Source organism: Sporosarcina sp. Y1011 (assembly GCF_057669885.1).
On record NZ_JBYHFP010000043.1, the window covers coordinates 1 to 1,584 of the forward strand.

Sequence of the window (1,584 nt, forward strand, 5' to 3'; positions counted from 1 at the left end):
TTCGTATTATAAGGTTAACCAGTTTTTACTGGTTGACCTTATTTTTATAGGATTTAATATATCAGTAGCCAGGGTAGGACGTACGGGTGCGTGGGACAATGATCCCGTGAACTAAACTGTCCACCCCCTACTTGTAGAAACATGTTTGAGGCTGGTTGGGACATAGATCTCGTATAACAAGCGAAGCTATGATACTGCATGGAGGAATAGGGGTACTGGTGAGTGAAGTCAGAGGAGGAAGCTAAATGAACCCAGTAGTTGGTCTGGATGTGGCTAAAGGAGAGAGCCAAGTTCAGGCGTTTTTAGATAAATCGAAGCCGTTTGGAAAGAGTTATTCTATGAAGCATACAAAAGAGGAGTTAGACCGTTTTATAGGCTTTTTAAAGGAGATGGAAGGGATGACTGGGCAAATGCCTATGGTCATTTTAGAATCTACAGGTCACTATCACTCTCCTGTTATTCAATACTTGGAGGAACATGGCGTTTTATATATCTTACTTAATCCGATCATTTCTTATCAGGCGAAGAGGTCCAGTTTAAGAAAGGTAAAAACAGACGAGATTGATGCATATCAGCTGTGTGTGCTTTATTACAAAGAAGATTTTGAACCTCATAAAAACCGAGGAATCCAATTATTAAATCTTAGAAATCTTTCCAGACAACAGGAGATTGTGACGAATATGTATGTGGAGGCTAAACTGCAGTTTCATACTATTTTAGATCAAGTGTTTCCTGAATACCGCAAGGTTTTTGGTGATCTTTATTCGAAGGTTTCTTTATTGATGTTAAAGAAATACCTTACTTCAGAAGATGTACTAGCAGCTGGAGAAAGTAAGCTAGCGGAGTGTGTGATGGAGTTTTGTCCAAGACGATCTAGTCAATGGGCACTGGGTAAGGCCAAAAAATTAATGGATTCCGCATCGCGAAATCCATTTCAAAAAGTGGTGTATGACAGTCACTTAATCAACATTCAAATGTATATTGAGTTGCTTTTTCAGTACCAGACACACCTTTCAGAGCTAGAAAGTCGTATTGTGACGATGGCGAATGAATTAGAAGAATACAAGGTTGTACAATCGATTCCTGGAATCGGAGAAAAAATCGCTGCAACGATTATCTCCGAAATTGGTGAAATCGATCGGTTTAGTCATCCGAAAAAACTGGTTGCCTTTGCAGGAGTAGATCCCAGTGTTCACTCATCAGGAAAGTTTACTGCCACAACCAATCGTATTACTAAACGAGGTTCAAGTAGATTACGCCATGCTTTGTATCTTGCCGTATTGTGCGGTATAAGAAGTTCAAGAAACAAAAAGCTGAAAGAATTCTATGATAAAAAGAAATTAGAAGGAAAGCCTTCCAAGGTGGCGATAGTAGCCTGTATTACCAAACTGCTTCACTGGATTTATGCTTTATTAAATAGAAAAGAGACTTTCCAAGATATAACGTAATTACTGGTTACAAGTAATTAAGAGAAAACCTTCCAGAAGGTTTTTGGAGGGCTATTTGTCATGCACAAAATAGTATATCATAAGATTAATAGTAATTTTAAAGAAAAATATTGACATCCTATTAGCTGGTTTAGTT

Annotated in this window: 1 protein-coding gene; it reads left to right on the forward strand. The window is 38.1% G+C overall.

What is annotated here, in order from left to right; translation table 11 throughout:
• The first annotated feature begins 245 nt into the window (after positions 1-245).
• Positions 246-1,448 carry an IS110 family RNA-guided transposase gene (locus AC25Y5_RS18885; protein WP_488141643.1) on the forward strand — a complete coding sequence of 401 codons (1,203 nt, stop codon included), beginning with the start codon at positions 246-248 and terminating at the stop codon, positions 1,446-1,448.
• The last annotated feature ends 136 nt before the right edge of the window (positions 1,449-1,584 follow it).